Here is a 26,796-nt window from a genome sequence, read left to right as displayed (position 1 = left end):
CCCTTCCTAGTGGGGCCGCTTCTTGCCGTCCAGTTCGTCCCACCACTCGTCCGACTGCGGGTCGCCGGACGGATCGTCCCACCAGCGGTCGTCCGGGCCCCGCCGGTTGGCGACGACCGCGGCGAGCGGCGGGATGACCATGGCGACCAGGCACATCGCCACGGCCGCCGGCACCGACCAGAGCCGCACCACTCCCCATGCCAGGACGAACAGCCCGATGCAGGTGCCCATCATGACGAAGTAGATGTGCCGCCTGCGCGCGTACATACGTCCAGCGTAGGTCCGGACATGCCGAAGGGCCGCATCCCGGGCGTCCAACCCGTGGGATGCGGCCCTTCAAGGCCTCTCGCGTCCTCAGACCGCGATCGCGACCTCGGCCAGGCCGCCCTGCTGGGCGACGACCGTGCGGTCGGCGGTGCCGCCGGGCACCAGGGCGCGGACGGTCCAGGTGCCCTCCGCCGCGTAGAAGCGGAACTGCCCGGTGGCGGAGGTCGGAACCTCCGCGGTGAACTCACCGGTCGAGTCCAGCAGACGGACGTAGCCCGTCACCGGCTCGCCGTCGCGGGTCACCTGGCCCTGGATGGTGGTCTCACCGGGCTTGATCGTCGAGGCGTCCGGGCCGCCGGCCTTCGCACCGCACATGTCTTACTCCCTGAAGGGGTCTGGAAAGGTCGGTCGGGTGGGATTACTTGCCGGCGCCGAGCTCGATCGGCACGCCGACGAGGGAGCCGTACTCGGTCCAGGAGCCGTCGTAGTTCTTGACGTTCTCCACGCCGAGCAGCTCGTGCAGCACGAACCAGGTCAGCGCGGAACGCTCACCGATGCGGCAGTAGGCGATGGTGTCCTTGGCCAGGTCGACGTTCTCCGCGGCGTAGAGCTCCTTGAGCTCGTCGTCCGACTTGAAGGTGCCGTCGTCGTTGGCGTTCTTCGACCACGGGATGTTGGCGGCCGTCGGGACGTGGCCCGGACGCTGCGACTGCTCCTGCGGCAGGTGGGCCGGGGCGAGCAGCTTGCCGGAGAACTCGTCGGGCGAGCGCACGTCGACGAGGTTCTGCGCGCCGATGGCGGCCACGACGTCGTCGCGGAAGGCACGGATGGAGGTGTCCTGCGCCTTGGCCTTGTACTCGGTCTTCGGCCGCTCCGGCACCTCGTCGCCCGGGACCAGCTCGCGGGCGTCGAGCTCCCACTTCTTGCGGCCGCCGTCGAGGAGCTTGACGTTCTCGTGGCCGTACAGCTTGAAGTACCAGTAGGCGTACGACGCGAACCAGTTGTTGTTGCCGCCGTAGAGGACCACCGTGTGGTCGTTGGAGATGCCCTTGTCCGACAGCAGCTTCTCGAAGCCGGCCTGGTCGACGAAGTCACGGCGGACCGGGTCCTGCAGGTCCTGGGTCCAGTCGATCCGGATGGCGTTCTTGATGTGGTTCTTCTCGTAGGCGGTGGTGTCCTCGTCCACCTCGACGATGGCGATGGTCGGGTCGTCCAGGTGCTCCTGGAGCCAATCGGCGTCGACCAGGACGTCGCTGCGGCTCATGCTGATTCTCCTCCGGGGCAGTTGCGGCGGGACATGCGAGTGACAGGTGTGCGCGCCCTGGGCAGGCAGGCGCACGGGCGCCCTTCACGGGCGGGGCGAGAGGTGCGGACGGCGACGCGTCCGCTCAGAAGGTGCGACAGAGCATGGCGGCGACACGGCACAGGTCCACTGCCCGCCGCTTCGTGAGATCCGCCAGTCCCCGCGGCATGGGGACGACGCTCGTCTGGCACTGCATGGGGTCGATCGTAAGGAGGTCAGGGCGGGCGTGTCACCGATGTGTCGCATGCTGAGACGAGATCGTCCGTGATGTGATACCGAAGGAGGGAAACGCGCCCCTTCGAGCCCGCCGGGGACCTCGGGACCCCGTCCGTTCATCTGCCCTGCGGACACAGCCGTCTCAACTGACGGACGCCGTCCCCGCCGGACCCATACCTACCCGACCAGACGGACGTCGGAACCCGTCACCGTGATGTTCATGCCCTTCTCGGCCGGCTCGACCTTGTCCAGGCGGATCCCGCCGGGCAGTCCCTCGATCTTCTGCTGGAAGTCGGTGATCTGCCGCACCTGCGCCTCGGCGAGCGAGGCCCCGGCGAACTCGGGCAGCGCGTCGGCCTTCACCCGCACGGTGTCACCGTCGACGACCGACACCGTGCTGAGCACGAAGACCGGTTCGGGCAGCTTGTTGCCGAACACGGTGGCCTCCACCTCGACCTTGATCTTCCCGTTGCCGCCGTCGGAGAGGCCGACGACCTCGGCGGTGATCCCGCTGGCCACCTGGGTGGGCTCGGACTTGGCGGTCTTCAGCAGCTCGTCGTACGCGACGGTCGCGGTGCCGGTGGCGCGGTCGGCGGTGGCGGAGCTGAAGTCGCTGGAGAAGTCGACGCCCTTCATGTCGGCGCGGAGGTCGCCGATGCGGATCTTCTGGGCGCCGTCGCCGGTGTCGGCCTCGTAGCCGTCGATGCCGACCTGCACCTCGTCGAGGGTGCCGCCGGCGACCTGGGTGAGGAAGGGGAAGCCCTTGATGGACACGTCGGGGGTGGAGGCGAGGTTCTCGTTCGCCTTCAGGCGGTCCGCGGCCTCGCCCTCGGCGAAGTTGACCGCGATGCGGTCCACGATCACGAAGATTCCGCCCAGTATCACGACGACGATGAGCAGTATTCGCAGTGCGCGCATGCGGTGATTCCCCCACCTGGCTGGTGTCGACGGCGTTCCCCGACGACCGGGCGGCCGTCCTGGCGCGAGCGTAACTCGGACGGGGGTGTGGGCTGCGGAATTGTCGATCAGCTGTGACAGGGGGTGGGCGTGGACGGCGGGAGGTGCCGCACACCCGGCGCGTGAACGCTGGCCCGCGCTGGGGTGGCCCGGGGGATGTTGCACACCCGGCGCTTCTGCAGGTGCCCTGCGTTGGTGCGGGCCGGGGGGTGTCTGCGCAGCCCGGCGCCAACGGGGTGCCGTCGCGCCCACCCGTGCCGCCCCAGCGGCACGACTGCCCGCGGATGGCGCGGCTCGCGCGGACGGCGCGGACCGCGGGGACGGCGGGGAGGGGCGGCGCGTAGCCCGCGGAGTGCGGCAGGCGCCGGTGACGGGAGGGGGCGGGGCGGGGGTGTGCGCCCGCAGTGGCTGGCGCGTCCGCGCCGTTCAGCCCCGCCAACAAGCTCCATCGCGCCAGTCCGAGGACGTACACCCCCGACCCGCCCCCGCACCACCCACCCACTGTGGGCGCTACCCAAGCCCCCACCGCACCCGCACCTGCGCCGCAGGCATCCAGACGTCAGGTGGCGAGGCGGGACAGGACGTAGACCGCGGGACCCGCCGCCGCCAGGGGCAGGGCGACGCCCGCTGTGAAGTGCACGAAGCGTGACGGGTAGTCGTAGCTCGCGACCCGGTGGCCGATCAGCGCGCAGACCGCCGCGCCCGCACCGACCCCCGCCCCCGCCGCTTCCATCCCCCCGACCGCGAACCCCGCCCCCGCCGCGGCCGCCAGCGCGACCACCACGGACACCGCCGTCGGCAACGGCAGCGCCCGCGCCACCATCGCCACCGCCACGGCGAGCGCCCCCACGGTCACCGCATCCGCGTCCGCCGCCAGGAACCCGCCCGCCGTGATCGCCAACGCCGCCGCGGCGACCGTCGCCATCAGGCCGTACATCCGCTCATCGGGATCCGCGTGCGACCGCAGCTGTAGCACCAGCGACAGCAGCACCCACACCCCCAGCGCCCCCAGAATCGCCGCGGGCGACCGGTCGGACGCCAGCAGCGCCACATCCGCGACCACCGCGCCCAGGAACCCCAGCGCGATCCCCTGCCGCGCCGGCCACATGCCGTTCAGCCGGAACCAGCCCGCCGCGGTGAGCCCCTGCAACAGCACCAGCGGCATAAGCAGCGCATATGTCCCCAGCGCCGCCCCACCCGCGAGCAACGCCCCCAGCACCGCCGTGAGCACCGCCGGCTGCATCCCGGGCTCGATGACCGGCGACCGCCCCTCCGCCCGCGCCCGCTGCGCGTCGGTGACACGGGAGTTCCCACCCAGCGTAGCCGGCCCGTACTCGGGCCCGCCCGCCCCGGCTCCCGGCCCGGCCCCCGCCGCGGCTCCCGGCACGGAGACCGGCTGCGGAGGCAGATACGACGTCTCCTCCACACCGGCCGACGCGGACGCGGCCACCGGCGGCTGCATCTGCGTCTCCCAGGTCTGCCCCTGCCACTGCTGCGTGTACTGCTGATCCGCGTACGGATCCTCGTAGTACCCCTGCTGCCCGGCCGGCCCCGGCCCTGCCTGCCCGGGGCCGGCCGGCCCCGGCCCCGCCTGCCCCGGCCACGCCTGCGGCGGCTCATGCGCCCCGTACGACCCGTACGGCTGGTTCGTCATCGCTCACCCTCCTGCGAACGGCGGAAGCACCTCGACCGTGCCGCCGTCGGCCAGCCGTACCGTCTCATGCGCGCGCTTGCCCACGGGATCACCGTCAACGAGGAACGAGCACCGCTTCAGCACGCGCGTCAGTTCTCCGGAGTGCCGCCCCCGCACGGCGTCCAGCGCCTCGGCGAGCGTGTCCGCCTCGTACGCCTCCTCGGCCACCCCGGCCGCGGCCTTGGCGGCGGCCCAGTACCGCACCGTGACCTTTGCCATCTGCTGGTTCCTCTCGGTGGACATAGACACCGTCAGGCTAGCCCGCCCGGGCGACCACCCAGTCCCCGATCCGCCCCAACAGCGGCTCCGGCGCCGCGTTCTCCGCGTGCCCCATGCCGGGCTCGACCCACAGCTCCCCGTGCTCCCCGGCGGCGGCCGCCAGCATCCGCGGATGGTCGAGCGGAAAGTACGCGTCCTGGTCGCCGTGCACGATCAGCAACGGCGTCGGCGCGATCCCCGGCACCGCCTCGACGGGCGACACCGGCACCGGATCCCACTGCCGGTGATGGATCCGCGTACGCAGCCCGTACCGCCCGACGACCCGCCCCGACGGCCGGGTCACCAGCCAGTGCAGCCGTCGCATGGGCGCGGTCCCGCGATAGAACCACCGCGCCGGCGCACTCACGGACACCACGGCGTCGACGGACCCACTCCCGCCACCGCCCTCCTCCGCCGCAGCCAAAAAAGCAGCCGCAGCCGTCGCCGCATGCCGCAGCACCACGGATCCCCCCATCGAGAACCCCACGGTGGCCACCCGCGCATACCCCAGCTCACGCGCCCACCCCACGGCCGCCGCGAGATCCAGCACCTCCCGGTCCCCCACGGTCGACCGCCCGCCGGACGCCCCGTGCCCGCGGAAGGAGAACGTCACGACGGCGCCGTACGTCGACAGCGCCCGCGCCACGCGCCGCACGTGCGGCCGGTCCGCGTCGCCGGTGAAGCCGTGGGCGATCACGAACACCAGATCACCGACGGAACCGGCCGCCCCCGCCCGGTGCACGGCATCGATCGCGACCCCGTCAGCGGTACGCAGAAACGTCCGCGAGGACGTGACCCCCCGGCCCGTCCCACCCGTCTCGGAATACGGACGATGCGTGGGCCGCGCCACATGACCTGCCCGATCGATGCTCATGTCGGCTATTCTGCTGCGAAGAGGACTCGGGCAGCGAAGCCCCCGGGTCCTTTTGTGCTTTCGGAAGCGTTGTATACGAACGCGGGAAGCGCGCCCCCGTCGCAGGGACCGAGGAGGAACCAGACGTCATGGGAGAGCGATCCGTGCACGACAGGACGACCCGGCTCCGAGCAGGTGAGGAGACGCGATGAGCTCGCTGCTGCTCCTGACCAACGCACTCCAGCCGTCGACGGAGGTGCTCCCCGCCCTCGGCCTGCTCCTGCACAACGTGCGCGTGGCCCCCGCGGAGGGCCCCGCCCTGGTCGACACCCCCGGCGCCGACATCATCCTCGTCGACGGCCGCCGGGACCTTCCGCAGGTGCGCAGCCTGTGCCAGCTCCTGCGCTCCACCGGCCCGGGCTGCCCGCTCGTGCTGGTGGTGACGGAGGGCGGGCTGGCCGCCGTCACCGCGGACTGGGGCATCGACGACGTGCTGCTGGACACCGCGGGCCCGGCCGAGGTGGAGGCCCGGCTGCGCCTGGCGATGGGCCGCCAGCAGATCGTCAACGACGACTCCCCGATGGAGATCCGCAACGGCGATCTGTCGGTCGACGAGGCGACGTACTCCGCGAAACTCAAGGGCCGGGTCCTCGACCTGACCTTCAAGGAATTCGAACTGCTCAAGTATCTGGCGCAGCACCCCGGCCGGGTCTTCACCCGCGCCCAGCTCCTCCAGGAGGTGTGGGGCTACGACTACTTCGGCGGCACCCGCACGGTGGACGTGCACGTACGGCGGCTGCGCGCCAAGCTCGGCCCCGAGCACGAGTCGCTGATCGGGACCGTCCGGAACGTCGGTTATCGATTCGTTACGCCCGAAAAGGTGGAGCGCGCGGCCGAGGAGGCGAAGGCCCAGGCCGACCGGCAAAAGGCCGCGGATGCGGACGAGACGGCCACGAAGAAGGCCACCGACGCGCACTCGCGGGCGTGACGGGCGCACGCATGAGCATTGCGTTCGCACATGCGAGCCGTTTTCATGCTGTTCGGAACTCTCTGCACGCCCTGCCCCGACCGGATATATCCGCGTAGACTCCGCGCGTGGCCAAGGTAACCAGGGATGATGTGGCGCGGCTGGCGGGTACGTCCACCGCCGTCGTCAGCTATGTCATCAACAACGGACCCCGGCCGGTCGCCCCGGCCACGCGCGAGCGCGTTCTCGCCGCGATCAAGGAGCTGGGGTACCGGCCCGACCGCGTCGCCCAGGCGATGGCGTCACGGCGCACGGACCTCATAGGCCTGATCATCCCGGACGCCCGGCAGCCGTTCTTCGGGGAGATGGCGCACGCGGTCGAACAGGCGGCGTCGGAGCGCGGGAAGATGGTGCTGGTCGGCAACACCGACTACATCGCCGAGCGCGAGGTCCACTATCTGCGCGCCTTCCTCGGGATGCGCGTCTCCGGTCTGATCCTGGTCAGCCACGCGCTGAACGACCTGGCCGCCGCGGAGATCGAGGCGTGGGACGCCCGGGTGGTGCTGCTGCACGAGCGCCCGGAGGCGATCGACGACGTGGCGGTCGTCACGGACGACCTCGGCGGCGCCCAGCTCGCCGTGCGCCACCTGCTGGAGCACGGCAACGCGTATGTCGCCTGTGTCGGCGGCACCGCGGAGACCCCGGCCGTCGGCGACCCGGTCTCGGACCACGTCGAGGGCTGGCGGCGCGCGATGGAGGAGGCCGGGATACCGACCGAGGGGCGTCTCTTCGAGGCCCCGTACAACCGGTACGACGCCTATCGCGTCGGCCTGGAGATCCTCTCGGGGCCGGACCGCCCGCCGGCGGTCTTCTGCTCCACCGACGACCAGGCGATCGGCATCCTGCGCGCCGCGCGGGAGCTGCGCATCGACGTGCCGGGCGAGCTGGCGGTGGCGGGCTTCGACGACATCAAGGAGGCGGCGCTCGCCGACCCGCCGATGACCACGGTCGCCTCCGACCGCCCGGCGATGGCCCGTGCCGCGGTCGACCTCGTCCTCGACGACGGTCTGCGGGTGGCGGGCTCGCGCCGCGAGCGCCTGAAGGTGTTCCCGTCCCGCCTGGTGGTACGCCAGTCCTGCGGCTGCGCGTAACCAACCCGCACCGACCCGCATCGACCCGCACCAACCCGCCACCGGAACCCGCGTCCCGAGTCCTTCATCCCGCCCCCGACCCTTTATATCGGGCATACGAGCTTCTGCCGGGCTTCTCAGCGAGCACTCAGGGTGTTCTCATCGTCCCGCGCGACGCTCATGAACATGACCGAGAGCCCCCGCCCCAGCGGCGAGTACGAGAGCAGCAACCCCCACCGAGTGGACCCCGAGTGGCCGCCCCCGCCCGCGTCCGCCCCGACGCCGGCGCAGTCCTCGGACCCGGCGCCCGAGCAGCCGTACCCACCCGCCCGGCCCCCGCGGCGCAGGCCGACCCGGGGTCCCGTCGCGATGCTCGCCGCCGTCGCGATCGTCGCGGCGGCCGTGGCCGGCGGCACCGCCTACGGCGTGCAGGAGCTCACCGGCTCCGACACCGTCGCCGGCTCCAGCTCCACCAGCACCAACGTCGTACCGTCGAGCCAGAAGGGCACGGTGTCCGGCGTCGCCGAGGCGGTCAGCCCGAGCATCGTCGAGATCAACGCGACCACCGGCACCGGCTCCTCCACCGGCTCCGGCGTGATCATCACCGGCGACGGCGAGATCGTCACCAACAACCACGTGATCGCCGGGGCGTCCTCGATCAAGGTGCGGACGAACGACGGCAAGACGTACACCGCGGAGGTGGTCGGCACCGACAGCGCCAAGGACCTGGCGCTGCTCAAGCTGAACAACGCCTCCGGTCTGAAGGCGGCCACCCTCGGTGAGTCCGACGCCGTGCGGGTCGGCGACCAGGTGGTGGCGATCGGCTCCCCCGAGGGCCTCACCGGCACGGTGACCAGCGGCATCGTCTCCGCCCTCGACCGCGATGTGACCGTCTCCAGGGACAACGGGCAGGAGCGCCGGCAGCAGGGCGGCAACTGGCCGTTCGAGTTCGGCGGGCGTGAGTTCAACGGCGACACCGGCGACTCCACGACCACGTACAAGGCGATCCAGACCGACGCGTCCCTGAACCCGGGCAACTCCGGCGGCGCGCTGATCGACATGAACGGCAACATCATCGGCATCAACTCCGCGATGTACGCGCCCAGCGGCCTGAGCGCGTCCGCGGCGGGCAGCGTGGGCCTCGGCTTCGCCATCCCGGTCGACACGGTGAAGGCGGACCTGCCGGACCTGCGCTCCGGCTCGACGAACTGACGCGCACCCCGGGAAACGTGCGAGGCTGAAGACCCGTACCGAGCCCCAAGGCCCATGGCCGCGCTCCCCGGCGCAGAACAAGAGGAACCCGACACACCATGACCCCCGCAGAAGGCGACCGTGCCCCCCAGCGCATCCTGATCGTCGACGACGAGCCGGCGGTCCGCGAAGCGCTCCAGCGCAGCCTGGCCTTCGAGGGGTACGGCACCGAGGTGGCCGTCGACGGCGCGGACGCCCTGGAGAAGACGGCGGCGTACCGGCCGGACCTGCTGGTCCTGGACATCCAGATGCCCCGCATGGACGGCCTCACCGCCGCCCGCCGCATCCGCGCCACCGGCGACACCACGCCCATCCTGATGCTGACGGCCCGGGACACCGTCGGCGACCGGGTGACGGGGCTGGACGCCGGGGCGGACGACTACCTGGTCAAGCCGTTCGAGCTGGACGAGCTGTTCGCCCGGATCCGCGCGCTGCTGCGCCGCAGCTCCTACGCGGCGGCGGTGGCCGCCTCCGCCGAGTCCGACGACGTCCTCTCCTTCGCCGACCTGACCATGAACCTGGCCACCCGGGAGGTCTCGCGCGGCGGGCGTCCGGTGGAGCTGACCCGCACGGAGTTCACCCTGCTGGAGATGTTCATGGCCCACCCCCGGCAGGTGCTCACCCGGGAGCAGATCCTCAAGGCGGTCTGGGGCTTCGACTTCGAGCCGTCCTCCAACTCGCTGGACGTGTACGTCATGTACCTGCGCCGCAAGACCGAGGCCGGCGGCGAGCCGCGCCTGGTGCACACGGTGCGGGGGGTGGGGTACGCGCTGCGGCAGGGCGGCGCGGAGTGACGAAGGCGCTGCGCCGCGTCCGCTCGCTGCCGATCCGGGCGCGGCTGTCCCTGCTGGTGGCGGCGGCCGTGGCGTTCGCGGTGGCGGCGGTGTCGGTGACCTGCTGGTTCATCGTGCGCGGGAAGCTGTACGACGAGATCGACGAGGATCTGAAGGAGTCGGTGCTCACGCTCCAGCAGGAGGAGTTCGAGCAGCTCACCAACGCCTGTGTCCCCGAGCCCTCCGACACGGGCACGATCACCCCGCGCAGCAAGCAGTACGCCCAACTGGTCCGCTCGGACGGCAGGGTGTGCGTGCTGCCCTACTCCGCGGCCGCGGTCGACGTCACCGGCGGCGACAAGGACGTGGCCGCCGCCCCGGACCCCAACGAGGGGTTCTTCCGCAACGGGACCGACAGCGACGGCACGCGGGTGCGCGTGCTGACGACGGCCGTCACCGTGAAGACCGGCCCGCTGAGCCGGGCGGTGGTCCAGGACTACGCCTTCGTCGTGGCCCTGCCGCTCAGCAACACCCAGTCCACGCTCAACGAGCTGGCCCTGCTGCTGCTCCTCGTCTCGGGCATCGGCGTGCTCGGCTCCGCCGCCGCGGGGCTCGCCGTCGCCCGTACCGGACTGCGCCCGGTCGACCGGCTCACCGCGGCCGTCGAACACGTGGCCCGCACCGAGGACCTGGGCATCCGCATCCCCGTGGAGGAGGACGCCGACGACGAGATCGCCCGCCTCTCCCGCTCCTTCAACAGCATGACCTCGTCCCTGGCCAGCTCCCGCGACCTCCAGCAGCAGCTCATCGCGGACGCCGGCCACGAACTGCGCACCCCGCTCACCTCCCTGCGCACCAACATCGAGCTGCTCACTCGCAGCGAGGACACGGGCCGTCCGCTGCCCGCCGAGGACCGCAAGGCGCTGCTCTCCTCGGTCAAGGCGCAGATGACGGAACTGGCCGCCCTCATCGGCGATCTTCAGGAGCTGTCCCGCCCGGACACCGACCAGCAGGCGGGCCGTACCCGGATCGTGGCGTGGCACGACACCGTCGAGTCGGCGCTGCGCCGTGCCCGGCTGCGCGGCCCGGAGCTGAGCATCACGGCGGACGTGCGGCCCTGGTACGTACGGGCCGAGCCCGCGGCGCTGGAGCGGGCGGTGGTCAACATCCTCGACAACGCGGTGAAGTTCAGCCCGCCCGGCGGCACCATCGAGGTCCGCCTCGCCGACGGCGTCCTCACCGTCCGCGACCACGGCCCCGGCATCCCGGCCGACGAACTCCCGCACGTCTTCGACCGCTTCTGGCGCTCCCCGACCGCCCGCGCCCTCCCCGGCTCCGGCCTGGGCCTGTCGATCGTGGCCCGCACGGTCCACCAGGCGGGCGGCACGGTCACCCTGACCCCGGCCGACGGCACCGGCACCACGGCCACCATCCACCTCCCGGGCGCCCCGACCCCGCCCCCTCGGGCCCCGAAGGATTCCGCACCGCCGACGGCCCGCTGAAGCATGCCGTTGAAGGCCGGTCCGCGCCATCGCTGGGATGGGCTCGCGATGTCAGAGGGGGGACCTAGATTCGTCGCATGAGTTCCTCGCTGAGTGTCTACCTGCTCGACGTCGCTGCCACGCGTGCCCTCATCGGGTCCCGGGACGACCAGTTGCTCGAGGTGATCCGTACCAACTTCGGGGGTCAGCTGGAGCGCGCGGACGCTCAGTTCCGGAGCGGCATCGAGGACGGTGCGCCCACCGCGTACGAGGCGCTGCGGGCGGTCGTCCACGGTGGGCCCTTCAGTGCGGACACGGAGCACGCCTTTCAGTACGCGTACGCCTACGAGCGGCTGTGTTCGCTCACCGGTTCGTTCCTGGCCAACGACTGTTACACGCCCCACCGGGGTGACTGGCTGTCGGTCGTCGGGCAGGGGCTGAAGGCCCTGGGGATCACCGCCGTGTCCGTCGAGGACTTCGGTTTCGGCAGTCTGCCCGCGCCGCTGCCGTCCACCTACGTCGTGGACTGCGGTGAGTGGACGCCGGAGCGGATAGCCGAGGCACTCGAGCAGTTCGAGGCGACCAAGCAGGCGGTCGACGAGGGGCGCCAGGCACCGCCGCCCCTCGACCCCGACGTCGTGGACGCGGTCATGCAGTGCATCGGATGGATGCGGAGCGCCCAGGCCCAAACGGGCTTCGGCGTCATCGGGTTCCGCTTCTGACGGGTTGTTCTTTTCCCGCACATCCGGGCAACCCGCGTGGCACGGTGGGCGTATGTCCACACCACCGGACGGGTTGCCCGTCTACCGCGTACTGACCGGTCCCGATGATGCGGAGTTCTGCCGCCGGGTGAGCGAGGCTCTGGATATGGGGTACATGCTGCACAAAGGGCCGGCCGTCACCTTCGACGGCGAGCGGGTGATCGTCGCGCAGGCCATGGTGTGGATCGACTGATCGACCAGCGGCCGGGGCTCAGTGGAATGCACAGCGTGGTGACAGCCGTCGGGGCCGGTACGAGGTGGTGTGTGAGCTCGTACCCGCCCCGGGCGGCAACGGTGGTTACTGCACGATCGTGATGCGGTCCGCCGCCGGCGGGGTGAGCGGGGAGGCGGGGGAGGAGTTGGCGGTCAGGTACTGCTCGAGGGCCGTCAGGTCGTCGAGGCCGACCAGGTCGTCGGTGCCCTCGCCGAGGGTCGGGAAGCCGTCGCCGCCGCCCGCGAGGAAGCTGTTCGTCGCGACGCGGTAGGTGGCGGCCGGGTCGATGGGCGAGCCGTCCAGCCGGATCGAGTCGGTGACCACGCGGTCCGCGCCCGTCTTCGTCAGGTCCAGGGTGTAGGTCAGGCCGGACGAAATCTGGAGGATCTTCGGTGCCGCCTCGTTCACCCCGCTGACCTGCTCCTTCAGGGCCTGGATCAGCTGCGCCCCGGTGAAGTCCTGGAGGTTGACCGTGTTGGCGAACGGCTGGACCGTGAAGCCCTCGGCGAACGTCACCACGCCGTCGCCCTCGCTGCCACTGGCCGCGTGGGTGAGGGAGGCGCGGATGCCGCCGGGGTTCATCAGCGCCAGGTCGGTCTCCGGGTCCAGTGTCCTGCCGTACGCCAGCTGCGCGTCGGCGATGAGGTCACCGAGCGGGGACTCCGTACCGTCGCGCACGATGTCGCCGGAGATGTAGCCGATCGGGCGGTCGCCGATGGGGGCGGCGAGGGTGTTCCACTTGTTGATCAGGCGGGTCATGTCGGGCGCCTTGGGGACGTCCCGGGTGACGACGTGGTTCGCGGACTTCACCGCCGTACGGGCGATGTCGCCGGTCCGGCGGTCGTACGTCAGCGTGGTGTCGGTGTAGAGGCGGCCGAAGGACGCGGCCGAGGTGACCGTGCGCGGCTTGCCCGACGGGTCCGGGATGGTGCAGGCGTACGCCGCGTGGGTGTGGCCGGTGACCAGCGCGTCCACGTCCGGCGTGACGTTCTTGGCGATGTCCGCGACCGGGCCGGAGATGCCGTCGCCGGCGCCCGGGGAGTCGCAGTCGTAGTTGTAGGCGGACGACGCGGGGAAGCCGCCCTCGTGGATGAGCGCCACGATGGACTTCACGCCCTTGCGGCGCAGTTCCCGGGCGTACTTGTTGATCGTCTCGACCTCGTCCTTGAAGGACAGGCCCTTCACGCCCTCGGCGGAGACGATGTCCGGGGTGCCCTCGAGCGTCACGCCGATGAAGCCGACCTTGACGCCCTTCTGCTTCCACACCCAGTACGGCTTGAGGAGCGGCTTCTTGGTCTTCTCGTTCACGACGTTGGCCGCCAGGTACGGGAAGTCGGCGCCCTTGAACTTCTTGTCCGTGGCGCAGCCGTCGTCAGGGTGGCAGCCGCCGTTCTGCAGGCGGCGCAGTTCCCGGGCGCCCTCGTCGAACTCGTGGTTGCCGACCGAGGTGACGTCCAGATCGAGCTTGTTGAGCGCCTCGATCGTGGGCTCGTCGTGGAAGAGACCGGAGATCAGGGGGGATGCGCCCACCATGTCGCCGGCGGCGGCGGTGATGGAGTAGCGGTTGCCCTCGCGGGCCTCGCGCAGGTGGGTGGCGAGGTACTCGACACCGCCCGCGTCGATGGTCTTCGTCGTGCCGTCCGGCTGGAGTTCGGTGACCCGGCCGGAGGAGCCCGACGGGGGCTCCAGGTTGCCGTGCAGGTCGTTGAACGACAGGAGCTGGACCTCCTGGTAGCGGCCGTGGTGGTGGCCGTGCGACCTGCCCTTGCCGCCGTGGTTCTCGCCCGCGGTTGCCGACCCGGGCAGGGCCGCGGCGGCCAGCGCGCCGGCGGTGAGCACACCGGCGGCGGTCGCGAGGAGACGGTTCGTACGGCGTCTGCGGCGCGGAGGGTGCGCCGGGGAATTGGCTGGCATGCGTCCCCCTGTGAGTCCGAGTGGGTACCGGCGCAGCCTAGAGTCAACGCGCGTAGCGCGACAGGGGCTTCAGGGTTACGACCTGGTTTATCTTTCGGCGGCGCCCCTGTGGCTGGTGGAGCGGCGCCCTTGCCGCCCGGATTGCGGCGCCCTCCGGCGCCCTCCCCTTACCCTCGTAGGCATGACCAGCGACGACGACTTCGCACGGACCGGCCGGCCCCGTTCGCTCCAGACCCTCAGCGCGCTCTCCCCCGAGCAGGTCGACGCGGTTCTCGCGCTGCTCGCCGAGGCCGCGCGGACCGACGGTCAGCAGGCGGTGTCCGAGCAGGGGCGGCTGCAACTGCGCGGCGGGGAGCGGGAGGGCGTCTCGCACCTGCTACTGACCGTCGGTGACGAACTCGTCGGATACGCCCAGTTGGAGGACACCGATCCGGTGGAGCCGCCGGCCGCCGAACTCGTCGTGCACCCCTCGCACCGGGGCAGCGGGCACGGGCGGGCGCTCGGTGCCGCGCTGCTCGCCGCCTCCGGGAAGCGGCTGCGGGTGTGGGCGCACGGCGGTCACTCCGCCGCCCGGCATCTGGCCCAGGTGCTGGGTCTGACGCTGTTCCGGGAACTGCGGCAGATGCGGCGGCCGTTGGCCGGCCTCGACCTGCCGGATCCGGTGCTGCCGGAGGGCGTGCGCGTCCGTACGTTCGTGCCCGGTCGGGACGACGCGGCCTGGCTGGAGCTGAACGCCGCCGCCTTCGCCCACCACCCCGAGCAGGGCTCACTGACCCAGCGCGACCTCGACGACCGGGGGGCCGAGCCGTGGTTCGACCCCGAGGGCTTCTTCCTCGCCGAGGACGCCGACGGCCGGCTCGTCGGCTTCCACTGGACCAAGGTGCACCGGGACGAGGGGCTCGGCGAGGTGTACGTCCTCGGGGTGAGCCCCGACGCCCAGGGCAGCGGCCTCGGCAAGGCCCTCACCACGATCGGGCTGCGGTACCTGGCGGACCAGGGACTGCCGACCGCCATGCTCTACGTCGACGCCGACAACAAGGCCGCCGTGTCCGTCTACGAACGGCTGGGCTTCGTCACGCACGAGACGGATCTGATGTACCGGACGGAGACCTGAGTCCGGTTCCGCGCAGCCGGTACCGCCGTACCGGCTCCGTGGCGCACACCGCCCCCACCGCCAGGACCGCGCACAGCAGCAGCGCCCAGCGGTCGTGGCCGGCCGCCCACCTCGGGTCGCCCGGCGCCACGAACAGCGCCCAGCTCCCGGGAGTCAGCAGCGGCGCCAGGACCGTCGAGGCAAGCAGGAACCCGGCGACCGCCTGACCCGGCCGGAGGCCGTCCCCGCGGTGGATCGCGAACGCCGACCCGGTGAGGGCGAGGGCGAGGACCGCCGCCGCCTCCACCGTGACCGCGCCGGCCGGGGGGCGCAGGGGTCCGGGGACGAGCAGGAGGGCCCCGGTCCAGTACACGGCGGCCACCGGTGCCAGGAGGGCCAGGCGCAGGCCGTGCCGGACGGCGCGCCGGGCGGGGACGGCGGCCGTGGTGTGCCGGGCGGGGTCGTCCAGCAGGAAGGCCGCGCCGAGCGCGAAGGCGACGGCGGACGTCCGCAGCGCGGTCACCGCCAGCCAGATGTTGGCGTCGTCGCCCGCCAGCCTGGGGGCGGCGGCCAGCAGCAGGCCCAGGACGCCCGCCGCCGCGATCGTCCGCCAGGGCAGCGTCCGTGCCAGCGGCCGGACGAGGACGGAGCTCACCGATCGGGCGCTCACGAGCACTCTTCCTCTTCCTCGTCCACGTCCGGCGCGTCCAGGCCCAGCATCTGCGCGACGCGGTCCGTGGTCACACCGGGGGCCGTCAGCTCGGCCCAGTTGGTCCGCATCTGGGCGGCGGTGTCCTCCTTGGGCCGCCGGAGCAGCTCGCGCACCAGTTCCGTGTGCGCGGCGGACATCGACAGCGGCTCGGTCTGCGAGACGACGATCGCCGAGCCGGTGTCGCTGTCGTCAAGACGGACGCTGCGCATGGCGTCCACCGGGTCCGGGAGGTCGGCGAGCGCCAGCCACATGACGGTGACCATCCGGCCGTCGCAGATGCCGTGCACCGCCTCCTCCTTCCCGGTGACCAGCACACCGGCCACGGCGGCGGCGAACTCGGGGACGCGGTTGCCGCCCCAGGTGGTGCCGACGGTCACCTCGCCCGAGCGGGCGGACGGGGTGAGGAGCGGGTCGTTGTCCAGTCCGTAGCGGGCCTCCACCCGCTGCCGTACGACCAGCGGCCGGTCCTGGGCGCCGGGGCCCGCGAGGGAGCGCACGCCGTCCACGACCTCCGCCCAGTCGTCGGTGCGGGGGGCCCACTCCGGGAAGGCGCAGTAGGTCGTGGCGTCCCGCTCGTCGCAGCGGTGCACCTTCTCCGGCGTGACCGAGACCCGCGTACGCGCCTCGGCCGTCTCCTCCGGCACGCCCCGGGACTGTCCCACGGCGCCCACCACGGTCAGCGCCAGCGCACCCGCGACGCCCGCCTGGACGGCCCGCAGCCGGAGGCCGCCGGAGAGCAGCACCGCCAGCAGGGCCACGGTCAGCGCGAGTCCCGCCAGGTACAGGGCGTGCCAGGCGGCGGGGCGGCCCAGCAGCTCGGAGGGCAGGCTGAAGGAGCCGCCGCCCTCGCCGACCACCGGCATCAGCCAGCGCGCCCAGCTGCCGAAGCCCGTGGTGAAGACGAAGAACAGCAGCAGGAACACGATCAGCAGCGGTGCGGCCAGCGGCGCGGGCAGCAGCCGGCCCAGCAGCACGCCGAACGCGCCGCACAGCAGCACGGACAGCGGTCCGACGAGGAGTTCGGCGGGTGAGCCGTTCCCCACGGCACCCGGCTTGAGCGCCTCCCAGGTGAACTGGCCGGCCACGCCCACCGTGGCGAGCAGCGTCACCGGGACGACGGACAGCACATGCGCCACGGTGCGGCGCCACGGCTGGACCACCAGCACGGTGAAGTGCCGGTCGGTGCCGTACCGGTCGGAGCGCAGCACGGCGTGGTTGGCGCACAGCAGCACCGCGAGGCCGACGAGCAGCGGCCCGCCCTGGGTGGCCCGGTCGGCGTCCTGCAACGCGGGGAAACCGTCGAAGGAGTCGCGGGTGCGCCACACGATCCAGGTGAGGTACACCGCGAAGGCGGTGAGGACGGGCACCCGCAGCAGGAGCCGGCGTGCCTCGAAGCGGGCGAGGGCGAACACCGCCGCCCAGGAGTCGCGAGGGCCGGCCGCCGTCGCGGCGGGGGTGGGCGTGGTGGCCCGGTCGGCCGAGGTCGTGGTCATGCCGTCACCTCCGCGTCGGCGCCGTCGAGGGTGAGCAGGTAGCCGTCCTCCAGGGTGGGTTCGAGCAGGTCGGCGCCGGGGGGCGGGTCGCCCACGTTGCGGAAGGTGCCCTGTCCGGTGCGCCAGCCGGCCTTGGCGCCGGGGTCGCGTTCCGCGCTGCTCCACACCCGGCCCGCCGCCTGGGCGGTGAGCTCGGCGGGGGTGCCGTCGAAGCGGACGGTGCCGTCGGCCAGTACCACCACGCGGTTGCAGAGCATCGCCACGTCCTCGGTCTGGTGCGTGGACAGCAGCACCGTACGGCCCTCCCCGGCCCGGGCGATCAGCTCCCGGAACCGCATGCGCTGTTCGGGGTCCAGGCCGACGGTGGGCTCGTCGAGGACGACGAACTCGGGGTCGCCGACGAGGGCCGCCGCGAGCGCGACCCGCTGCCGCATGCCGCCGGACAGCTTCTTGATGCGCTTGCCGCGTACGTCGCCGAGGCCGACCTCGTCGAGCACGCGCCGCACCTCGCGGTGCCGGGCGGCGCGGTGGGTCAGCTCCTTGAGGATGGCCACGTAGTCGACGAACTCGAAGGCGGTGAAGTCGGGGTGGAAGCCGGGCGTCTGCGGCAGGTAGCCGAGGTGCCGGCGGACCTCCTGGCGGCCGCGCGAGGTGCCCGGGTCGTGGCCGAGCACGGTGAAGGCGCCCCGGTCGGCCGGTACGGCGGTGGCGAGGACCCGCAGCAGCGTGGTCTTGCCGGCGCCGTTGGGTCCGAGCAGCCCGGTGACGCCGGCGGACAGCCGCAGTGAGACGTCGTCGAGGGCGCGGGTACCGCCGTAATGGAGGCTCAGCCCGGAGGCGGAGACGGTGGGGGTCATACAGAACTCCCGGAGGGATGCTGGGGCCGGCGGGCGGGTCGAACCGCCCGCCGAACAGTGAGTGCTGAGTGCTGAGGGAGGGCGGGTGCGGTCAGACCGCGCTGCCCCGGCTGAGGTCGAACCGGTCCCGCATGGCGACGACCAGCCCGGCGGCGAGTACGGCGACCGCCGCGGAGACGCCCTGCCCGGCCGCGGTGAACGGAACGAGCGTGGCCTCCTCGCCGAACCGGGAGCCGCTCGCCGCGAGCAGGACCGCGACCCAGCCGCCTCCGACAAGGGACGGGGCCAGCACCGGACCGAGCCGGGCGGTCAGCGCGAGGGCGGTCGCGGTGAGCGCGAGGGCGGGAAGCAGCCAGGTCAGGGCGCGCAGCCCGTACCCGGGCAGGGCGAGGGTGGCCAGGCCGTTGAGGCCGAGCCCGGCGCCGAGCACCGCCACGGTGCGGATCATCAGCAGCCGGAAGCCGTGCATCGGGGCGACGACCGCCATCTCGTACGTCGGGTCGAGCGCGGGCCCGTAGGACAGGGCGACCCCGGCGAGCGGCAGCAGCGGCGCGAGGGCCAGGAACAGGGTGGGCGAGCCGCCGGTGGTGTGACCGGCGGCGACGGCCACGGTGAGCACGAGGACGGCGACGACAGCGCCGAGCCAGGAGCGGCGCAGCGCCGGGGTGGCGGCGAGCAGCCGTGCGGTGTGGTCGGCGATGCCGAGGCGCAGGAGCAGTGACTCCAGGAACCCCGGCCGGGGTGCGTCGAGGGCGGCGTCGAGCCGTTCCCAGCCGTCGTCGAGGGCGGCGGGGTCGCCGGCGCCGGCGAGGACGGCCCGGCAGTGCGCGCAGGCGGCGAGGTGGGTGTCGGCCGACCAGAGCAGGGGCGGCTGAAGGTCGCCGCGCGCGTAGGCCCGCAGGTCGGTCTCGGGGACGTGCCAGCCCGTTGTTGCGTGCGTCATGCCAGCGCCTCCCGGAGTTGCTTGCGGGCCCGCATCGCCCGTGTCTTGACCGTGCCCGGCGGGATGCCGAGCAGGACGGCGGCCTCACGGGTGGTGAGCCCGTCGATGATCGTGGCCTGGAGCACCGCGCGCAGTTCCGGCGACAGCCGGACGAGGGCACCGGCGAGGTCCCCGTGCTCCACTCCCGCGAGCACGCGCTCCTCCGCCGACACCTCGTCCCGGTGCCGCAGCCGGGCCAGGGCCTGCCGCAGCCGGCCGCGCGCACCGGCGCCGCGCAGGGCGTCGACCAGCCGGCGGGAGGCGATGCGCCACAGCCAGCCAGCGGCGTCCGCGCCCACGGCGTCGTCGCGGTAGCGGGCCGTGCCGCGCCACACCGCGAGGAAGGTCTCCTGCACGACGTCGTCGACGATGCCGGCGTCGGCGCACCGGCTGCGCATCCGCGCGGTCAGCCACGGCGCGTAACGCCGGTACAGCTCCTCGAAGGCGCGCCGGTCGCCGTCCGTCGCGACGGCGCGCAGCAGTTCGCCATCACTTCTCGTTTCGCTCACACCCCCTCATCGGACGAGCCCACCCGATCGGTTCACGCAATCGCGGAATAATTTCGCACTTCCGTGCGGGGCAGGTCGCGGGGCAGTCCGAACAGGCCCTGGACCTGGGCATACCGCGCGGGGCGACGAGGTGCGCGGGACCCGCAAAACCGCGCCCTCCGCCGCTCGGCACGGAGCGGGACGCCTGGGCGTCGAGCACCCTCGCGCGGCGAGGCCGCACGCTGCCCCACCCGCAGGGCCGCCGAAACCGCCGACCCCGCCGCTCCGCGCGAAACAGGACGGCAAGGCGCCGAACCCCGCGCGGCGAGACGGCAACGCCAAGCAACAAAGACCCGAGCCCGCACGGCCGTCGACACCGCCGTCCCCCGGCTTCGCGCAGAGCAGGACAGCAAGGCACCGAACGCCCTCGCGCGGCGAGGCAGCAGCACCGCGCGACACGCTGCCCCCACACGCAAGGCCGTCCGAAACCGCCGACCCCGCCGCTCCGCGCGAAACAGGACGGCAAGGCGCCGAGACCCCGCGCGGCGAGGCAGCAGCGCCAGGCGGCGCACTCCCCACACACGCAAGGCCGTCAGAGCCGCCGGCTCCTCGCTCCGCGCAGCGGGCGGGGCTCGAGCCGGGGGGACGTCGCCACGGTGTTCACCGGCGTGGGCGCGCGGCGGCACCCGGCGCCAGGTCCCGCGCGCCCGGATACCTCGCGGGGAAGCCCCCGGCAGGGAGCCCGGTCGCGCTCGTCGCGCTGATCCGCGCCGGTCCGGCGAGGTCGCGGGGCGGGTCCGCGCCGCTCTCGTCCCGGCCGTCGCGTTCGGCGTACGGCGTCCTGGGGCCCCTTGCCGGAGCCCGGCCGTGCGCCGTCGTCCGCCGGGCGGGGCCGGGGGCGTGCCCCCGTGGGACGTCCCCCGCTTTCCCTCACGTCATGTCGTCGTAACCATCGCTTCAGACAGGCTTGCGACGCTCGGCCAATGACTCCCGCCGTGCCAGAGTCCGCCCCGCCCCGACGGGTGAACGGGGGGAACGGGGACGCCCCAGGGCCACCACCGCTCCCACCCGCGCTTTCCGACGCGCCCGTGCGGCTGCCGGCGCGGAACAATGGGAACATGAGCCAGCCCAGCACCCAGGCACAGGTACAGCACCCGCAGCCCTCCGTGGGCTCCATAGCGGCCCACCGCCCGCACACCGTGGCCGGAGGCGGCTCCGACCTGGACCCCGACATCGATGCCGACCTCGACGGCTACGAGGAGTCGCAGGCTGACGACACGCAGTTGCCGCAGGGCCGCTTCCTCGACCGGGAACGCAGCTGGCTCGCGTTCAACGAGCGCGTCCTCGAACTCGCCGAGGACCCCGCCACCCCGCTGCTGGAGCGCGCGAATTTCCTCGCGATCTTCGCCAGCAACCTGGACGAGTTCTTCATGGTCCGCGTGGCCGGTCTGAAGCGCCGTATCGCCACCGGCGTCGCCACCCGCTCCGCCTCCGGGCTCCAGCCGCGCGAGGTGCTGGAGATGATCTGGGCCCGCTCCCGCGAGCTGATGGCCCGGCACGCCGCCTGCTACCACGAGGACGTCGCCCCCGCGCTCGCGGAGGAGGGCATCCACCTCGTCCGCTGGAACGAGCTCACGGAGAAGGAGCAGGCCCGGCTCTTCACGCTCTTCCGGCACCAGATCTTCCCGGTGCTCACGCCCCTCGCGGTCGACCCGGCGCACCCCTTCCCGTACATCTCCGGCCTGTCGCTGAACCTGGCCGTCGTCGTACGCAACCCCGTCACCGGGCACAAGCACTTCGCCCGGGTGAAGGTGCCGCCGCTGCTGTCCCGCTTCCTGGAGAGCTCCCCCGGCCGTTACGTCCCCATCGAGGACGTCATCGCCGCGCACCTGGAGGAGCTGTTCCCCGGCATGGAGGTGCTGGAGCACCACGCCTTCCGGCTCACCCGCAACGAGGACCTGGAGGTCGAGGAGGACGACGCGGAGAACCTGCTCCAGGCGCTGGAGAAGGAGCTCATGCGGCGCCGCTTCGGGCCGCCGGTGCGCCTGGAGGTCGAGGAGTCCATCGACCGCGAGGTGCTGGACCTGCTGGTGCGCGAGCTGAAGGTCGGCGAGGCGGAGGTGTATCCGCTGCCCGGCCCGCTCGACCTCACCGGCCTCTTCCGCATCCACAGCCTGGACCGGCCCGAGCTGAAGTACCCGAAGTTCGTCGCCGGCACCCACCGCGACCTCGCCGAGGTCGAGTCCGCCTCGGCCCCCGACATCTTCGCGGCGCTGCGCAGCCGGGACGTGCTGCTGCACCACCCCTACGACTCCTTCTCCACCTCCGTGCAGGCGTTCCTGGAGCAGGCGGCCGGCGACCCGGACGTCCTCGCCATCAAGCAGACCCTGTACCGGACGTCCGGCGACTCCCCCATAGTCGACGCGCTCATCGACGCCGCCGAGTCCGGCAAGCAGGTCCTCGTCCTGGTCGAGATCAAGGCCCGCTTCGACGAGCACGCCAACATCAAGTGGGCGCGCAAGCTGGAGGAGGCGGGCTGTCACGTCGTCTACGGCCTGGTCGGTCTGAAGACCCACTGCAAGCTGTCGCTGGTGGTGCGTCAGGAGGGCGAGACGCTGCGGCGCTACAGCCACGTCGGCACCGGCAACTACCACCCGAAGACGGCCCGCCTCTACGAGGACCTCGGCCTGCTCACCGCCGACCCGCAGGTCGGCGCGGACCTCTCCGACCTGTTCAACCGCCTGTCCGGGTACTCCCGCCGCGAGACCTACCGCCGTCTGCTGGTCGCCCCCAAGTCCCTGCGGGACGGCCTGATCTCGCGGATCGACAAGGAGGCCCAGCACCACCGCGCGGGGCGGCCCACGTACGTCCGCATCAAGGTCAACTCGATGGTCGACGAGGCCGTCATCGACGCCTGCTACCGGGCGTCGCAGGCGGGCGTGCCGGTCGACATCTGGGTGCGCGGCATCTGCGCGATCCGGCCCGGCGTGGAGGGCCTGTCGGAGAACGTCCGCGTGCGGTCCATCCTGGGCCGCTTCCTCGAACACTCCCGCGTCTTCGCCTTCGGCAACGGCGGTGAGCCCGAGGTGTGGATCGGCAGCGCGGACATGATGCACCGCAACCTCGACCGCCGGATAGAGGCGCTGGTGCGGGTGACCGACCCCGCGCACCGGGCGGCCCTGAACCGGCTGCTGGAGACCGGCATGTCCGACACCACGGCGTCCTGGCACCTGGACTCGGACGGTGAGTGGACCCGGCACGCCACGGACGCGGACGGCCAGCCCCTGCGCAACATCCAGGAGATGCTCATTGACGCCCGGAGGCGCCGGCGTGGCACAGCGACACCCTGATCCGATGTCCCCGCCCGTCCCGGCGGACGCCCTGGCCGGCTATCTGCGGGCCCAGGCGACCGAGTTCCTCCGCGCGCTGCGTCTGCACCGGGAGACCGGCGCGGGGGCGGCCGGTTCGGAGGGGTCCGTGGAGGCGGCCCGCGCACTGCGGCGCGCGGCCCGCCGTATCAGCGCCGGCCTGCACACGTTCCAGGCGGTGCTCGACCCCGACTGGTCGGAGGCGCTCCGCCCCGAACTGGCGTGGGTCTCCGGCACGCTGGCCCAGGAGTACGCGTACGCGGCCCGCCTGGACCAACTTCTCCTGGCCCTCCACCGCCTGTCGGGAGCACCCCCGCTCCCACCCCAGCCGACGCCCGGCACCCGGCCGGGGGCATCCCGCGGCCCACACCCTGCCCCCGGCACGCACCCCCTCGACGGCCCGACGGACCCACCCCGCACCACAACCAACACCCCCGGTGACCGCACCACCCCGAACGCCCCCCGGGACCGCACCACCGGCGCGCACCCCCTCGACGGCCCGGCGGACCCACCGCGCACCACGACCCTCCGGCCCGGCGCTCCTCACACCACCGGCGCGCCCGCCGACCCGCCTCCCGGCACGGCACGGCTCGACGCCCCGGCAAGCGCGCCCAGCGGCCTCCCCCCGCACGGGACCCCCGGCCCGGATCCCCTCGACGGCTCCGCCCGCCCACCCCAGGCCACAGCCAACACACCCGGTGACCGCACCACCGCCCCCGCCGACACCGCCACAGCCCCCGGCGCCTCCCACGCCGACGCGGCAGCGGAAGGCACCGGCAGCGACCACGCCCCGGGCACGCAACCCCCCACCCACACCGCCACAGCCCCCTCCCCCCGCCAAGCCGAAAACCCCGCCACCCCCCACACCGACACAGCAGCGGAACGCACCGGCACGCGTGCCCCGGGGGCGCAGCCTCCCGCCGGCCCCTCGGCCGCCCTCCGCCGCACGACCGCGCCGTCGAGCGTCCCGGCCGGCGCCGGGGGTGTGCCCGGCCGGCCGGCCCCCTCGCGGGACGGCGTCCTCGCCGCCGCCGACGCACCGGGCCGCGCGGCCGTCGCCGTTCGGGGGCGGACCGTCGCCGCGGCGGACGGGGTCCCGCGTGCCACAGCCGCGGCCGCCGCGCCCGACTCCGCAGAGCCCCGCGGCAGCGACAACCGTCCCCGTCGGCACGTGCCCCCGCCCGACCGGGCCGGGCTCACCGTCGGTGCCGCCAAGGCGGGCGCGCTGCTGGACCGCCAACTGACACTGGCGCGTACCCGGGCGCACTCCACCGCGCTCCAGGCCCTCGGGTCGTCCCGGTTCCACGGGATCGCGGACAAGGTCGCCGTCCTCGCCAGCGAGGTGCCGCTGTCCCCCGCCGCCGCGGGCGCCGACCTGCGCCCCCTCGCCGACGCCGCGCACGAGCGCCTCGCGGACGCCGTCGCCGCGCTGCCCCTGCTCACCGCGGGCAGCCCGTACAACGCCGAGGCGCTATCCCACGGGCTCTCCCCGGACCCGGCCCCGCACCCGCAGGACGCCCCCTGGCACCAGGTCCGTCTCCTGCTGCGCCTGCACCGCTACGCCCGCGAGGTCCTCCGCGACCGCACCGGCCCGGACCCGTCCGCCGACCGCCGGCTGCTCGCCGCCGGCGAGGCCCTCGACCGGCACCGCGCCGCGTCGGAGGCGGCGGCCGCCGCCGCTCATGCGGCCCGTACCCCGCGCATCGCCCCGGCCACGGCGTACGCGCTGGGGGTGCTCCACGCCGACCAGCGGCATGAGGTGGAGGCGGCGCGGTACGCGTTCCAGCGCGCCTGGCAGACGGAAACCCCCGGCACGTCATGAGGAGGCACACGGTGAGCACCCCGGGCCCCGCCTCGTACCACACCCTCACCGTCCAGGCCGCGGGCTGCGTCCTGTGGCGCCGTTCGCCCGTGACCGGCGAGCTCGAACTCTGCCTGGTCCACCGGCCCAAGTACGACGACTGGTCCTGGCCCAAGGGCAAGCTCAAGCGCGGCGAGGACCCGCTGGCCGGCGCCCTGCGCGAGGTCGCCGAGGAGACGGGATACACCGCCGTGCCGTCCGCCGAGCTCCCCAGCGCCCACTATCTGGCGAACGGCCGCCCGAAGCGGGTCCGGTACTGGGCGGCCGAGGCCGTCTCCGGTTCCTTCACCCCGAACGACGAGGTCGACCGCATCCTCTGGCTCCACCCGGAGGCCGCCCGCGCCCGCCTCACCGCACCCGGGGACGCCGGCCTGGTGGACGCCCTCCTCGCCACCTTCCGCACCGGCCACTGAGCCCTCTCCGCCCGCGACCCTCCCGTGTCCCCGGCGTGAGCGTTCCGTGACCTCACCGCACCGTCCACAGGGGTTCACCCCTCGTTCATGTACGCCCATCGGCGGCTTCACCTGTTCTGCCTAATTTCGGCCCTACGCGATGCGGTCCGCCCGATGACAGAAGGGGCAACCGCCTCACCCACACTTCGCACGCCGCCGAATTCAGGACGGCGGCCACTGGAAGGAACTCACGTGAAGCTTCAGCGCAAGAACCGGCGGGCCCTCGCTCTCGGTGCTCTCGCCGTCTCCGGCGCCCTGGCCCTCACGGCGTGCGGCTCCGACGACACCGGCGGCAACAGCGACGGCGACGGCTCCTCCGCCACCGCACAGGCCGGCAACATCGACTGCGGCGACGCCAAGGGCCAGCTGCAGGCGTCCGGGTCTTCCGCCCAGAAGAACGCCATCGACGCCTGGGTCAAGCAGTACGCCGCGGCCTGCAAGGGCGTGCAGGTCAACTACAACCCGACCGGTTCCGGCGCGGGCGTCACCGCGTTCCTCCAGGGCCAGACCGCGTTCGCCGGCTCGGACTCCGCGCTGGAGGCCGAGGAGATCGAGCAGTCCAAGGAGATGTGCGCCGACGGCCAGGCCATCGACCTGCCGATGGTCGGCGGCCCGATCGCCGTCGCCCACAACGTCACGGGGGTCGACGACCTCGTCCTGGACGCGCCCACCCTCGCCAAGATCTTCGACAGCAAGATCACCAACTGGAACGACGAGGCGATCGCGAAGCTCAACCCCGACGCCGAGCTGCCCGACCTGAAGATCCAGGCCTTCCACCGCTCGGACGAGTCCGGCACCACGGACAACTTCACCACCTACCTCCAGGCCGCCGCGCCCGACGACTGGTCGTACGAGCCGAGCAAGTCCTGGGAGGCCAAGGGCGGCCAGTCCGCGCAGGGCTCCTCCGGTGTGGCCCAGCAGGTCAAGCAGACCCCCGGCGCGATCTCCTACATGGAGCTGTCCTACGCCAAGGACGGCATGAACACGGTGTCCATCAAGACCGAGGCCGCCGAGCCGGTCGCGGCCACCGTCGAGAACGCCACCGCGGCCATCGGCGCCGCCAAGGTCGTCGGCACCGGCAAGGACCTCGCGCTGGAGCTGGACTACACCCCGTCCGCCGACGGCGCCTACCCGATCGTCCTGGTGACGTACGAAATCGTCTGCGACAAGGGCAACAAGTCCGACACCCTGCCCGCCACCAAGTCCTTCCTCAACTACATGGCGTCCGAGGACGGCCAGTCGCTGCTGGCCGACGCGGGCTACGCCCCGATGCCCGAAGAGATCATCACCAAGGTCCGCGAGACCGTCAGCGGCCTGAGCTGACCCGTGAGTGCGGCCCGTCCCCGACCGGGGCCGGGCCGCACGCGTCCGGTGCACCGCCCACAGGAGCCCCGGAAGTCCGGACGGCTCCACCGAGCCGCCGGCCCCGGCGGCTCCGCAGACCGGAGAACC

Annotated in this window: 25 protein-coding genes and 2 pseudogenes; 13 read left to right on the top strand and 14 right to left on the bottom strand. The window is 72.9% G+C overall.

The window, feature by feature from the left end; translation table 11 throughout:
- Positions 1-6: 6 nt before the first annotated feature.
- From AC5L3C_RS20060 to AC5L3C_RS20025, 8 genes are all read right to left on the bottom strand, one after another.
- Positions 7-267 carry a DUF3099 domain-containing protein gene (locus tag AC5L3C_RS20060; protein ID WP_493650161.1) on the bottom strand — a complete coding sequence of 87 codons (261 nt, stop codon included), beginning with the start codon at positions 265-267 and terminating at the stop codon, positions 7-9.
- An 87-nt stretch (positions 268-354) separates the two neighbouring features.
- A complete protein-coding gene (locus AC5L3C_RS20055; protein ID WP_004986406.1) occupies positions 355-642 on the bottom strand; it encodes a DUF1416 domain-containing protein in 288 nt (95 codons plus the stop codon).
- Positions 643-685: 43 nt separating this feature from the next.
- A complete protein-coding gene (locus AC5L3C_RS20050; protein ID WP_125505573.1) occupies positions 686-1,531 on the bottom strand; it encodes a sulfurtransferase in 846 nt (281 codons plus the stop codon).
- A 124-nt stretch (positions 1,532-1,655) separates the two neighbouring features.
- Complete coding sequence (locus tag AC5L3C_RS20045) at positions 1,656-1,739, bottom strand: putative leader peptide (RefSeq protein WP_493653945.1); 84 nt, start codon at positions 1,737-1,739, stop codon at positions 1,656-1,658.
- Between the two features lie 224 nt (positions 1,740-1,963).
- On the bottom strand, positions 1,964-2,704 hold the full coding sequence (locus AC5L3C_RS20040) for an LmeA family phospholipid-binding protein (protein WP_493650160.1): 741 nt from the start codon (positions 2,702-2,704) through the stop codon (positions 1,964-1,966).
- A 598-nt stretch (positions 2,705-3,302) separates the two neighbouring features.
- Positions 3,303-4,397: a hypothetical protein gene (locus AC5L3C_RS20035; RefSeq protein ID WP_493650159.1), complete on the bottom strand. Its 1,095-nt coding sequence runs from the start codon at positions 4,395-4,397 to the stop codon at positions 3,303-3,305.
- 3 nt (positions 4,398-4,400) lie between these two features.
- Complete coding sequence (locus tag AC5L3C_RS20030) at positions 4,401-4,655, bottom strand: MoaD/ThiS family protein (RefSeq protein WP_125510277.1); 255 nt, start codon at positions 4,653-4,655, stop codon at positions 4,401-4,403.
- A 37-nt stretch (positions 4,656-4,692) separates the two neighbouring features.
- On the bottom strand, positions 4,693-5,568 hold the full coding sequence (locus AC5L3C_RS20025) for an alpha/beta hydrolase (RefSeq protein ID WP_493650158.1): 876 nt from the start codon (positions 5,566-5,568) through the stop codon (positions 4,693-4,695).
- Positions 5,569-5,755: 187 nt separating this feature from the next.
- On the opposite strand from AC5L3C_RS20025, the gene AC5L3C_RS20020 reads away from it, so the two are divergent.
- The 7 genes from AC5L3C_RS20020 to AC5L3C_RS19990 all read left to right on the top strand — a co-directional run bounded on the left by AC5L3C_RS20020 (position 5,756) and on the right by AC5L3C_RS19990 (position 12,103).
- Entirely contained in the window at positions 5,756-6,535 is a 780-nt protein-coding gene (locus AC5L3C_RS20020) for a winged helix-turn-helix transcriptional regulator (RefSeq protein ID WP_493650157.1), read from the top strand.
- A gap of 107 nt (positions 6,536-6,642) precedes the next feature.
- A complete protein-coding gene (locus AC5L3C_RS20015) occupies positions 6,643-7,665 on the top strand; it encodes a LacI family DNA-binding transcriptional regulator (protein ID WP_125505568.1) in 1,023 nt (340 codons plus the stop codon).
- A gap of 159 nt (positions 7,666-7,824) precedes the next feature.
- Positions 7,825-8,856, top strand: a complete 1,032-nt coding sequence (locus AC5L3C_RS20010; RefSeq protein ID WP_493650156.1) for a S1C family serine protease — start codon at positions 7,825-7,827, stop codon at positions 8,854-8,856.
- 98 nt (positions 8,857-8,954) lie between these two features.
- The gene (locus tag AC5L3C_RS20005) at positions 8,955-9,689 is read left to right on the top strand and encodes a response regulator transcription factor (protein ID WP_125505566.1); all 735 of its coding nucleotides are present in this window, start codon (positions 8,955-8,957) and stop codon (positions 9,687-9,689) included.
- Positions 9,686-11,170: a sensor histidine kinase gene (locus AC5L3C_RS20000; RefSeq protein ID WP_493650155.1), complete on the top strand. Its 1,485-nt coding sequence runs from the start codon at positions 9,686-9,688 to the stop codon at positions 11,168-11,170. The genes AC5L3C_RS20005 and AC5L3C_RS20000 overlap by 4 nt, the downstream gene beginning before the upstream one ends.
- Before the next feature lie 77 nt (positions 11,171-11,247).
- Complete coding sequence (locus AC5L3C_RS19995) at positions 11,248-11,871, top strand: DUF7691 family protein (RefSeq protein WP_493650154.1); 624 nt, start codon at positions 11,248-11,250, stop codon at positions 11,869-11,871.
- 52 nt (positions 11,872-11,923) lie between these two features.
- Positions 11,924-12,103 carry a DUF1737 domain-containing protein gene (locus AC5L3C_RS19990; protein ID WP_493650153.1) on the top strand — a complete coding sequence of 60 codons (180 nt, stop codon included), beginning with the start codon at positions 11,924-11,926 and terminating at the stop codon, positions 12,101-12,103.
- 105 nt (positions 12,104-12,208) lie between these two features.
- On the opposite strand, the gene AC5L3C_RS19985 is transcribed toward AC5L3C_RS19990, so the two are convergent.
- Positions 12,209-14,038 carry a bifunctional metallophosphatase/5'-nucleotidase gene (locus AC5L3C_RS19985; RefSeq protein WP_493650152.1) on the bottom strand — a complete coding sequence of 610 codons (1,830 nt, stop codon included), beginning with the start codon at positions 14,036-14,038 and terminating at the stop codon, positions 12,209-12,211.
- A gap of 181 nt (positions 14,039-14,219) precedes the next feature.
- On the opposite strand from AC5L3C_RS19985, the gene mshD reads away from it, so the two are divergent.
- Complete coding sequence (gene mshD, locus AC5L3C_RS19980) at positions 14,220-15,152, top strand: mycothiol synthase (protein WP_493650151.1); 933 nt, start codon at positions 14,220-14,222, stop codon at positions 15,150-15,152.
- Here mshD and AC5L3C_RS19975 read toward each other — a convergent pair.
- The 5 genes from AC5L3C_RS19975 to AC5L3C_RS19955 form a co-directional block, all read right to left on the bottom strand.
- Positions 15,112-15,801 carry an ABC transporter gene (locus AC5L3C_RS19975; RefSeq protein WP_493650150.1) on the bottom strand — a complete coding sequence of 230 codons (690 nt, stop codon included), beginning with the start codon at positions 15,799-15,801 and terminating at the stop codon, positions 15,112-15,114. The two genes, mshD and AC5L3C_RS19975, sit on opposite strands and share 41 nt — an antisense overlap.
- Positions 15,798-17,336 (bottom strand): ABC transporter permease, encoded by a 1,539-nt coding sequence (locus tag AC5L3C_RS19970; protein ID WP_493650149.1) that lies wholly within the window; start codon positions 17,334-17,336, stop codon positions 15,798-15,800. Before AC5L3C_RS19970 ends, AC5L3C_RS19975 begins: the two co-directional genes overlap by 4 nt.
- Positions 17,333-18,193, bottom strand: coding sequence for an ABC transporter ATP-binding protein (locus tag AC5L3C_RS19965; protein WP_493650148.1), 861 nt, complete (start codon positions 18,191-18,193; stop codon positions 17,333-17,335). Before AC5L3C_RS19965 ends, AC5L3C_RS19970 begins: the two co-directional genes overlap by 4 nt.
- A gap of 91 nt (positions 18,194-18,284) precedes the next feature.
- A complete protein-coding gene (locus tag AC5L3C_RS19960; protein ID WP_493650147.1) occupies positions 18,285-19,136 on the bottom strand; it encodes a cupin domain-containing protein in 852 nt (283 codons plus the stop codon).
- A complete protein-coding gene (locus AC5L3C_RS19955) occupies positions 19,133-19,684 on the bottom strand; it encodes an RNA polymerase sigma factor (RefSeq protein WP_125505547.1) in 552 nt (183 codons plus the stop codon). The genes AC5L3C_RS19960 and AC5L3C_RS19955 overlap by 4 nt, the downstream gene beginning before the upstream one ends.
- 1,097 nt (positions 19,685-20,781) lie before the next feature.
- On the opposite strand from AC5L3C_RS19955, the gene AC5L3C_RS19950 reads away from it, so the two are divergent.
- From AC5L3C_RS19950 to pstS, 5 genes and pseudogenes are all read left to right on the top strand, one after another.
- On the top strand, positions 20,782-23,013 hold the full coding sequence (locus tag AC5L3C_RS19950) for an RNA degradosome polyphosphate kinase (protein ID WP_493650146.1): 2,232 nt from the start codon (positions 20,782-20,784) through the stop codon (positions 23,011-23,013).
- Positions 23,014-23,017: 4 nt separating this feature from the next.
- Positions 23,018-23,360, top strand: a pseudogene (locus AC5L3C_RS19945) (CHAD domain-containing protein); the annotation flags it as partial.
- Between the two features lie 854 nt (positions 23,361-24,214).
- A pseudogene (locus tag AC5L3C_RS19940) lies at positions 24,215-24,853 on the top strand (CHAD domain-containing protein); the annotation flags it as partial.
- A gap of 11 nt (positions 24,854-24,864) precedes the next feature.
- On the top strand, positions 24,865-25,305 hold the full coding sequence (locus AC5L3C_RS19935) for an NUDIX hydrolase (RefSeq protein ID WP_493650145.1): 441 nt from the start codon (positions 24,865-24,867) through the stop codon (positions 25,303-25,305).
- 231 nt (positions 25,306-25,536) lie between these two features.
- The gene (gene pstS / locus AC5L3C_RS19930; RefSeq protein WP_493650144.1) at positions 25,537-26,667 is read left to right on the top strand and encodes a phosphate ABC transporter substrate-binding protein PstS; all 1,131 of its coding nucleotides are present in this window, start codon (positions 25,537-25,539) and stop codon (positions 26,665-26,667) included.
- Positions 26,668-26,796 lie beyond the last annotated feature (129 nt).

Source organism: Streptomyces speibonae (genome assembly GCF_984686075.1).
Note: the sequence above shows the minus strand (reverse complement) of the source record. Positions and strands in the feature narration are given on the sequence as shown.

Excerpts from the sequence above, each read along its gene's own strand:
- AC5L3C_RS19995 (WP_493650154.1), top strand. The coding sequence starts at position 11,248 with ATGAGTTCCTCGCTGAGTGTCTACCTGCTCGACGTCGCTGCCACGCGT.
- mshD (WP_493650151.1), top strand. The coding sequence starts at position 14,220 with ATGACCAGCGACGACGACTTCGCACGGACCGGCCGGCCCCGTTCGCTC.
- AC5L3C_RS19970 (WP_493650149.1), bottom strand. The coding sequence starts at position 17,336 with ATGACCACGACCTCGGCCGACCGGGCCACCACGCCCACCCCCGCCGCG.
- AC5L3C_RS19990 (WP_493650153.1), top strand. The coding sequence starts at position 11,924 with ATGTCCACACCACCGGACGGGTTGCCCGTCTACCGCGTACTGACCGGT.
- AC5L3C_RS19965 (WP_493650148.1), bottom strand. The coding sequence starts at position 18,193 with ATGACCCCCACCGTCTCCGCCTCCGGGCTGAGCCTCCATTACGGCGGT.
- AC5L3C_RS20045 (WP_493653945.1), bottom strand. The coding sequence starts at position 1,739 with ATGCCGCGGGGACTGGCGGATCTCACGAAGCGGCGGGCAGTGGACCTG.
- AC5L3C_RS20005 (WP_125505566.1), top strand. The coding sequence starts at position 8,955 with ATGACCCCCGCAGAAGGCGACCGTGCCCCCCAGCGCATCCTGATCGTC.
- AC5L3C_RS20055 (WP_004986406.1), bottom strand. The coding sequence starts at position 642 with ATGTGCGGTGCGAAGGCCGGCGGCCCGGACGCCTCGACGATCAAGCCC.
- AC5L3C_RS20040 (WP_493650160.1), bottom strand. The coding sequence starts at position 2,704 with ATGCGCGCACTGCGAATACTGCTCATCGTCGTCGTGATACTGGGCGGA.
- AC5L3C_RS20060 (WP_493650161.1), bottom strand. The coding sequence starts at position 267 with ATGTACGCGCGCAGGCGGCACATCTACTTCGTCATGATGGGCACCTGC.
- AC5L3C_RS19985 (WP_493650152.1), bottom strand. The coding sequence starts at position 14,038 with ATGCCAGCCAATTCCCCGGCGCACCCTCCGCGCCGCAGACGCCGTACG.
- AC5L3C_RS19950 (WP_493650146.1), top strand. The coding sequence starts at position 20,782 with ATGAGCCAGCCCAGCACCCAGGCACAGGTACAGCACCCGCAGCCCTCC.
- AC5L3C_RS20035 (WP_493650159.1), bottom strand. The coding sequence starts at position 4,397 with ATGACGAACCAGCCGTACGGGTCGTACGGGGCGCATGAGCCGCCGCAG.
- AC5L3C_RS20020 (WP_493650157.1), top strand. The coding sequence starts at position 5,756 with ATGAGCTCGCTGCTGCTCCTGACCAACGCACTCCAGCCGTCGACGGAG.
- AC5L3C_RS20030 (WP_125510277.1), bottom strand. The coding sequence starts at position 4,655 with ATGGCAAAGGTCACGGTGCGGTACTGGGCCGCCGCCAAGGCCGCGGCC.
- AC5L3C_RS20025 (WP_493650158.1), bottom strand. The coding sequence starts at position 5,568 with ATGAGCATCGATCGGGCAGGTCATGTGGCGCGGCCCACGCATCGTCCG.
- AC5L3C_RS20010 (WP_493650156.1), top strand. The coding sequence starts at position 7,825 with ATGAACATGACCGAGAGCCCCCGCCCCAGCGGCGAGTACGAGAGCAGC.
- AC5L3C_RS19960 (WP_493650147.1), bottom strand. The coding sequence starts at position 19,136 with ATGACGCACGCAACAACGGGCTGGCACGTCCCCGAGACCGACCTGCGG.
- AC5L3C_RS20050 (WP_125505573.1), bottom strand. The coding sequence starts at position 1,531 with ATGAGCCGCAGCGACGTCCTGGTCGACGCCGATTGGCTCCAGGAGCAC.